Source organism: Paenibacillus sp. FSL H8-0104, from assembly GCF_038050215.1.
Classification (GTDB): domain Bacteria; phylum Bacillota; class Bacilli; order Paenibacillales; family Paenibacillaceae; genus Paenibacillus; species Paenibacillus amylolyticus.
Genome location: NZ_JBBOTC010000002.1, coordinates 244,808 through 251,697 on the forward strand (window position 1 = coordinate 244,808; position 6,890 = coordinate 251,697).

Sequence of the window (6,890 nt, forward strand, 5' to 3'; positions counted from 1 at the left end):
GAAGGGAGATTAAAGAATGAGTTGGCATGGTCTTCGAGCTGGTGACACAGTTAACAACGAACAATTATGTGGGATTTTTCAATGTTCTCCACAAGGAGGGATGAGAAGATCCTTAAAAAAGAATTCATTAATAATCGTATCGAACCATGTTAAGTCTCTATATGATGACCGATGGGTAAATGATATTCTTCATTACACAGGCATGGGGACTAGGGGAGATCAAAGCAAGACAACTACTCAAAATAAAACTCTGAATGAATCTAAAACCAATGGTGTTGAAGTTTATCTTTTTGAAGTTTATAAAGAGATGGAGTATACATATCGTGGACGAGTTGAGCTTGCTGAAGAGGTTTACCAGGAGAATCAGCCTGACGAGAAAGGGGAACTAAGAAAAGTATGGATTTTTCCAGTTAGCGTCATTGGAGAAACCGAGAATTACAAGCCTTCTGAAGATTTAGTGAGATCAGCTAAAGAAAAGCATGAGAAAAGAGCAAGAAAAATGAGTAACGCAGATCTAAAAAAGAGGGCGTGTCATTCCCGTAAAACCACTGCTCAAAAACAAGGGATGGTCTCGACGTATGAACGGGACCCATATGTTACAGAATATGCAAAACGTCGAGCAAAAGGAACATGCCAGTTATGTAAGCAACCTGCTCCATTTCAAAACAAATGGGGAGAACCCTATTTAGAAACTCACCATATTATTTGGTTGGCAAGGGGAGGAGAAGATACTATTAAAAATACGGTAGCTCTCTGCCCGAACTGCCACAAAAAAATGCACGTTCTAGATTTACAAGATGATGTAAACAAACTTAGTGAACTTGCATTACAGGAGGATTTACAAGATGAAACAAGTTAATGTAGTAGGGCGGTTATAACCAACGATCATCCTCAAGTCCTTTGTGCACTTAGATCACAACAAATGTCTCAGCCTGGCTACTGGGAGTTTCCTGGTGGTAAAATTGAGCAGGGAGAGAGCTCTAGTTAGAGAGATTAGAGAAGAGCTGCTTTGCGACATCCAAGTTGGTGAGCACATTAAGGAAGTTGTGTATGACTATCCGAACCTTAGAGTTAGATTGGTCACTTATTATGCCAGACTTATATCAGGGATTCCAATTGCAACTGAACATGAGCGTTTAAAGTGGGTTTCTTGCGATGATATTGAAAACTTAAGGTGGGCTCCTGCGGATATACCTACAGTTAATATACTCAGTGAAAAGGAGAGGAGTGTTTTTAGATCAGTAGATGATTCCGAAATGGGTTAAGAAGCAAACTTCATGGCATTGCTGATGGGATGGCAACGAGGCTTTGAAGACAGTTTATTACACCCAAACATTCGAAGCAGGGGAAATTGATAGAACGAGGGTAGGTTCTATAGAACAGAAGGGATTGGACTCACACAGGAAGATGTACTTGAACCCCTTGTGAATGTAAACCCGGTTACGAAAAGACTGTGCAGTTAAGTAAATCGAATCTATGCTATAGGGGGTAGTATTGAATGGAGAATATAGTAAAACTCTAGATTTAAACTGATAATAAATAAGGAAAGCTTAAAACCTAGATTCACGTTTATTATTTCTTAACTCGACAGTTGTTCAGTAAAATATTCATGATATTTAGGAAAGGAAGTTGCCTTATGTGGCTTAAGCAGCTGGCTATTCGTGGATTTCGCTCCTTCTCAGAGGATTCAGGCATAGTCTTCAATTCATTCAGCAAAATGAATCTTATTATTGGCTCAAATAATATTGGAAAGTCTAATTTGAGTCGCTTTATGAATCTCATTCGTGAAAATAAAAAAAATAATCCCAATGATTTATGGCAGGTTGAAGGTTCGATAAGCGCAGATATGACTTTTGTTAAGCCAGATGATCTTAAATTAGGAATTTGCATGAACTATAATGTAAGAAGCGATGGGGCAACCATCATTACAAAGAAGAGACCTACTGAATTAATACCTAATGAACCAGCGGTGGATCTTTTTAGAGAGCATATTAAAGTCTTTACAGACGCTAGAGGTTACGTTACAAATACGGCAAATAAGCTCGAACCGCAGATTGACGGTGATCGTCCTGCCGATTGGGTGTTCGATAAAGCACGCCATGATCGAGCATGGTTTAACCATTATAAAGAACAAATGCAGGTACATCTCTCCGACTTGTTGGGGGAAGAAGTGCTATTCAATGTCAAATCTTTCAACCCCAATACTAAAGGTTTTTATATCGAGGAACACGGAAGCGAAGAAGAAGTTCGAGATGTTGTAGAAACAACTAAAAGAAGGATAGATGAGCTAAAGTTTGATTATATCCCCGAGCGAGCTGAGTTCGAAATTCATCTATTGCGCAACAACAACTGGAAGCCGTTTGAGCTTCATGATCTCGGCATGGGTGTTTTTCAATTTGTCTTGTTGCTTTCAGCACTGTACTTGCACCATGATGAGCATTTAAATATTTTCATAGAAGAGATTGAGCTCAACATGCATGCCAGAGCGCTCAGTCAACTGATTCAGATTTTGGAAAATCACTTTGTAAACCACCGTTTCTTCCTACTTACGCACTCCTCGGTTGTATTGGATCGGATCTCTGATGACTATACAGTCTATCGACTAGAAAGAAGAACAGATGGTTCTACTACTGCATTCCTTTGCTCCAATCGAATTGATCTACGCTGCGCCCTAGATGATCTAGGAATGAAACCTTCGCAACTGCTCCAATCCAACGTAGTGATATGGGTAGAGGGACCGAGTGACAAGATATACATTAAGACGTGGCTGGAAAGTAAAGCTGCTATGAGTGGCATTCGCTTTATAGAAGGCAAAGATTACAGTTTTGTATATTATGGCGGTGCTTTACTTGATCACTACCGGCTGCTGGCTGAGGATGACGATAATCAGGATACCCATATAGATAGCTTTATTGATATTTTAAAGACAAGCCGCTATTCGGTTATCGTGTGTGACAGTGACCTTGGTGGAAACAGGATGAAATTGAAGCCGCGTGTACTAAGAATCAAAGAGCGTCTCGATCAAATGCCCGAACTTTCACGTTATGTATCGCTATGGATCTCTGAGGGACGCGAAATTGAAAATTATGTGCCACACGACTTAATGATCGAGGTTTTCACGAAGAATGTTGTTCGGCAGTTTTTTCAATATGGAGGCAAGCGTGTTAAACTTCACCATCCTGATCCTGCTTCATTAAACTGCCAAATTTTTAGTAGGAATCACTCGTTTGATCAATTCTTTGCCCAACTCCATACCCGAAAAAGTGATACCAAAGAATATACTGATGCAGTTGTGAGAAGTGTATCAAACGTAGATAAAGTTCAGATAGCTCGAGCTGTTTCTGCTTTATGGGAAGAGAAGCATTTCTCGGAACTAGACCTTGATGAGAAAATGGGCCAGCTTATAGCTTTCATCCATCATGCCCAAAAATAGAAACAAAAATGAAAATCGTGATGTGCACATCTGCTCGGCGATCTCATAAGTAATCCAAAATATCCACAGGTTCTTCGCCTGGAGAACCACCAGTCTGAATATTCCCATCAATGGATAAGTCTACGGCTTGGTGTATCCATCAAACAGAGAGAGAGACCAACCATCAAAAATGAAGGCCATTCTTCTAGGGCTTTCCATAGCGCTTTACCAGCTAATTCTTCAATATGTCTGATAGATGCTGATATCTAATTTGTCGCGGGACAAAAACATTCTTCCATTCAAAGTCGCTATTATAGCGTCTTTTTTGTTTTAAGGAACCAAGTTCTTGTCCCAAGCTGAGGACAAGAACTTAATGATGAAATATTCAAATCGGACAAACCAGAAGTAATCGAATCCAAGAGAGCGGTTCTCGCCGAATATATTGATCGTTACGAAAAAGTAGTTTCTCACGGAAAGATGGTTCCTGGTGTTCCTCGTATGGATGATGCAGCTAGAGAAGTGGCCGCAGCATCTACGGATCGAGATGAGAAACCAAAAGGACAAGACAAATCCAATGTAGTTGAATTTCCAAAATCAAAATCAGGGTCAGAATTAGAGCGTTAGATAGGTTGATTAGCACTAAAAAAAGTCCACTGAATTAGAGAGAAGGTCTCTAATTCAGTGGACTTCTACTGAGATTTAAAATTTTGAATCATACAACATCTATTATATCCTTTGAAACTCCATACTTAGTAGCAAGCGCTTCTATTAAATCATTGTAATCATGATATTCGGTATTATCTACCACATCTTGGTCATCATGCAATCTTTCATCATTATCATCGTACATCATTACATACTCAACACGATATACACCTGGTGTTTCATCTGGCTCTTCGATAGATAATTCAATACGCTCAATTTTCCCAATAACATCTGGTAAACAACTATCGTCAATAGCCCATACTTCACCACCGCTTGCCTGAATGCTTATTTCACCGTCATTTTGAGCTATAAACTCTTTTACTTTTGTCATATCCTCATCACCTTCCTGGTGTATATTGCAGTACATATTCTTGGCTTATTATATCAAAATAAAAAGCATCCAGTCTAATGCTTCAGCTCGTGAATACCTGGCACGTACCAGGCTGCGGAACGTCCGGAGACCGGCAAACAGACGGCCATCGCCGTCCTGGGTGTGAGCTGCGCCGGTGAGCGCTATGGAGCTGTGCGGATCTCGTCCGGATCGAAGAGAGCGGCGGCGTGTCGGGCGCTCTCGATGCAGCTCATGAACACCTGGTACGTGCCAGGCTGAGGTACGTCCGGTGAAAAGCTCTTTTCTAAATGACGGATTGTAATATGAAGTGCGACACCCTACTGAAATAAAAAAATGGCTCACAGCCTGATTCGTGTAGAATGAAAGTTACCACACCAGCATTCACACAAGGAGAATCAGTCCATGAGTTATTCACATCTTAGCATAATCGAACGCAGCAAGCTAGAAATCCTCCACAGACAAGGCAAAAGCTCAAGAGCTATTGCATAAGAACTGGGGAGACATTCGTCCACGATTTGCCGCGAACTAGATCGTGCTAATTCATCGTATCCCTTATCCTTCAAAACGATCTATCGCTGGATCTACGCAGGTCGACTGGTTCAAGGTACGTTACAGGTTCTTCGGCACAAAGGAAAGCGTCAGAAACCCGCAGAAACTCGCGGTAAATTTGCCATTGGCAGATCCATTTCGGATCGTCCCCAAGAGGTTCGTTCTCGTGAAACGTTTGGGCACTGGGAACTGGATACCGTCGTATCTAGTCGTGGGAAAAGTAAAGGATGCATAGCCACGCTCATTGAACGCAAAACCCGTCTATATACCGCCATTCTCATGCCTGATCGCACTGCTCTGTCTATGGAAATTGCGCTTGGTGTAGCCATCTCACAGTATCCCACAGGCACTTTCCTCACAGCCACGGCTGACCGGGGAAAGGAGTTTGCATGCTATGCCAATCTGGAAACAAGCCATGACCTGCACGTTTATTTTGCTGATCCATATTCGTCTTGGCAACGCGGTTCCAATGAGAATGCGAATGGATTGCTTCGAGAGTTTTTCCCGAAAGGCACCGATCTCGCTCAAGTCGAGGATGAAGATCTTGAGTTCACTAGATCTAATAAACCACAGACCACGAAAATGCTTGGGTTGGAGAACCGCTCACGAATCTTTCACAGAGGAACTGTCGCACTTGGTTTGATAATCTGTCGTAAGTATAGTTTAAATTAAATTGTTTATTACATATTTCCAAGCTTTTACTATCGTTATAATAACATATAAGAGAAGTAGTTAATTTACTTCATATAAAAATTGCAGGGGGATAACAAATGAATGATTTTTTTAGATTTGATACTGATGAAGAACGGCGGGCGTTATTAATCAGAGCAAGGAAAGTCGCTTTATCTGCAATTCGAAAGTATGACGTAGAATGGGATAACATCCAGTTTATTCAACTATCCGGCGATACGATCACGTATAAAATCGAAACCAGTACAGATAACAATTATTTACTTCGCATTCATTCGGACCGATTAAGCAGAGAGGAAATTCGTTCGGAACTCCTACTGTTACAAGCACTGAACAAATCGAAAGATCTAAAAGTACCAGAAGGGATGGCAAATTGTGATAGTATTTATGTATTGGACATCGAAACAGAGACAGGATATAGGCGCCCTTATATAACGATGATGCGATGGGATAGAGGGTGAAAAAGTTGTAGGTGAATTTACAGATAGTCAAGCATATAATATAGGTGTATTGATGAGCAGGCTCCATGAAGCAGCAAAGGATTTCAATCCACCTTCTGATTTTGTAAGACCTACTTGGGGAGTAGAAAGTTTTAAACGTGAAATGGCTAAGTTGGAACGTTACTATGAGCGTTTTTTATCCGAAGAGGGATGGAAGCTGTATCAAGATGCAGCTGAGAAGGTTGTATCCCAACTTACCACGATGCATCCAAGTGAACATAACTATGGGCTCATTCATGCTGATTTACATACCGGTAATATGGTTTTTGAGGATAATCAACCCTATCCGATTGATTTTGGAAGATGTGGGTACGGATATTATCTCTACGATATGGCAGGCACCATATTGGAGCTTTGGCCAAAGCATCGATGGATGCTTATCCAAGGTTATGAGAGTATTAGGAAGTTGGAAACCGACTATATCCGGGATCTGGAATGTTTTTTTGTCATGTTCATGATCGAGAACTGCTGCCATCACGCCTCTGATCCAAGAGAAACAACCAGTTTAATCGAAGAACAAAAGTATGCCCAAGCATACATAAGAGAATATTTAAATGGTAATCCATTTTTATTCGAAGTGATCGAGCCTGTAAATGTGGATTAATACTAACCGATACCGGGCTAAAATAATGATATCTTATGGTGATGATTTACAATAGGTCGCTGTTTAGAGTGTTTGTTC

6 protein-coding genes and 2 pseudogenes are annotated in these 6,890 nt (G+C 40.8%); 7 read left to right on the forward strand and 1 reads right to left on the reverse strand.

Annotation, left to right across the window (positions count from 1 at the left end; translation table 11 throughout):
- Positions 1-16 precede the first annotated feature (16 nt).
- The 4 genes and pseudogenes from NST38_RS31555 to NST38_RS31570 all read left to right on the forward strand — a co-directional run bounded on the left by NST38_RS31555 (position 17) and on the right by NST38_RS31570 (position 4,036).
- Positions 17-859, forward strand: coding sequence for an HNH endonuclease (locus tag NST38_RS31555; protein ID WP_341344472.1), 843 nt, complete (start codon positions 17-19; stop codon positions 857-859).
- A 15-nt stretch (positions 860-874) separates the two neighbouring features.
- Positions 875-1,265, forward strand: a pseudogene (locus NST38_RS31560) ((deoxy)nucleoside triphosphate pyrophosphohydrolase).
- Between the two features lie 371 nt (positions 1,266-1,636).
- Positions 1,637-3,433 carry an ATP-dependent nuclease gene (locus NST38_RS31565; protein ID WP_341344473.1) on the forward strand — a complete coding sequence of 599 codons (1,797 nt, stop codon included), beginning with the start codon at positions 1,637-1,639 and terminating at the stop codon, positions 3,431-3,433.
- A gap of 477 nt (positions 3,434-3,910) precedes the next feature.
- Positions 3,911-4,036: a hypothetical protein gene (locus NST38_RS31570; protein ID WP_341344474.1), complete on the forward strand. Its 126-nt coding sequence runs from the start codon at positions 3,911-3,913 to the stop codon at positions 4,034-4,036.
- A gap of 88 nt (positions 4,037-4,124) precedes the next feature.
- Here the strand turns inward: NST38_RS31570 and NST38_RS31575 are convergent, their stop codons facing one another.
- Complete coding sequence (locus NST38_RS31575; protein ID WP_341344475.1) at positions 4,125-4,448, reverse strand: hypothetical protein; 324 nt, start codon at positions 4,446-4,448, stop codon at positions 4,125-4,127.
- A gap of 423 nt (positions 4,449-4,871) precedes the next feature.
- Between NST38_RS31575 and NST38_RS31580 the strand changes: the two are divergent.
- The 3 genes and pseudogenes from NST38_RS31580 (at position 4,872) to NST38_RS31590 (ending at position 6,812) form a co-directional block, all read left to right on the forward strand.
- Positions 4,872-5,661 (forward strand): annotated as a pseudogene (locus tag NST38_RS31580) (IS30 family transposase).
- Between the two features lie 127 nt (positions 5,662-5,788).
- Positions 5,789-6,169, forward strand: a complete 381-nt coding sequence (locus NST38_RS31585) for a hypothetical protein (RefSeq protein ID WP_341344476.1) — start codon at positions 5,789-5,791, stop codon at positions 6,167-6,169.
- Between the two features lie 52 nt (positions 6,170-6,221).
- Positions 6,222-6,812 (forward strand): phosphotransferase enzyme family protein, encoded by a 591-nt coding sequence (locus NST38_RS31590; protein ID WP_341344477.1) that lies wholly within the window; start codon positions 6,222-6,224, stop codon positions 6,810-6,812.
- Positions 6,813-6,890: the final 78 nt, after the last annotated feature.

Coding starts and splice junctions, on each gene's coding strand:
- NST38_RS31575 (WP_341344475.1), bottom strand. CDS start 4,448: ATGACAAAAGTAAAAGAGTTTATAGCTCAAAATGACGGTGAAATAAGC.
- NST38_RS31585 (WP_341344476.1), top strand. CDS start 5,789: ATGAATGATTTTTTTAGATTTGATACTGATGAAGAACGGCGGGCGTTA.
- NST38_RS31590 (WP_341344477.1), top strand. CDS start 6,222: ATGAGCAGGCTCCATGAAGCAGCAAAGGATTTCAATCCACCTTCTGAT.
- NST38_RS31570 (WP_341344474.1), top strand. CDS start 3,911: ATGGATGATGCAGCTAGAGAAGTGGCCGCAGCATCTACGGATCGAGAT.
- NST38_RS31565 (WP_341344473.1), top strand. CDS start 1,637: ATGTGGCTTAAGCAGCTGGCTATTCGTGGATTTCGCTCCTTCTCAGAG.
- NST38_RS31555 (WP_341344472.1), top strand. CDS start 17: ATGAGTTGGCATGGTCTTCGAGCTGGTGACACAGTTAACAACGAACAA.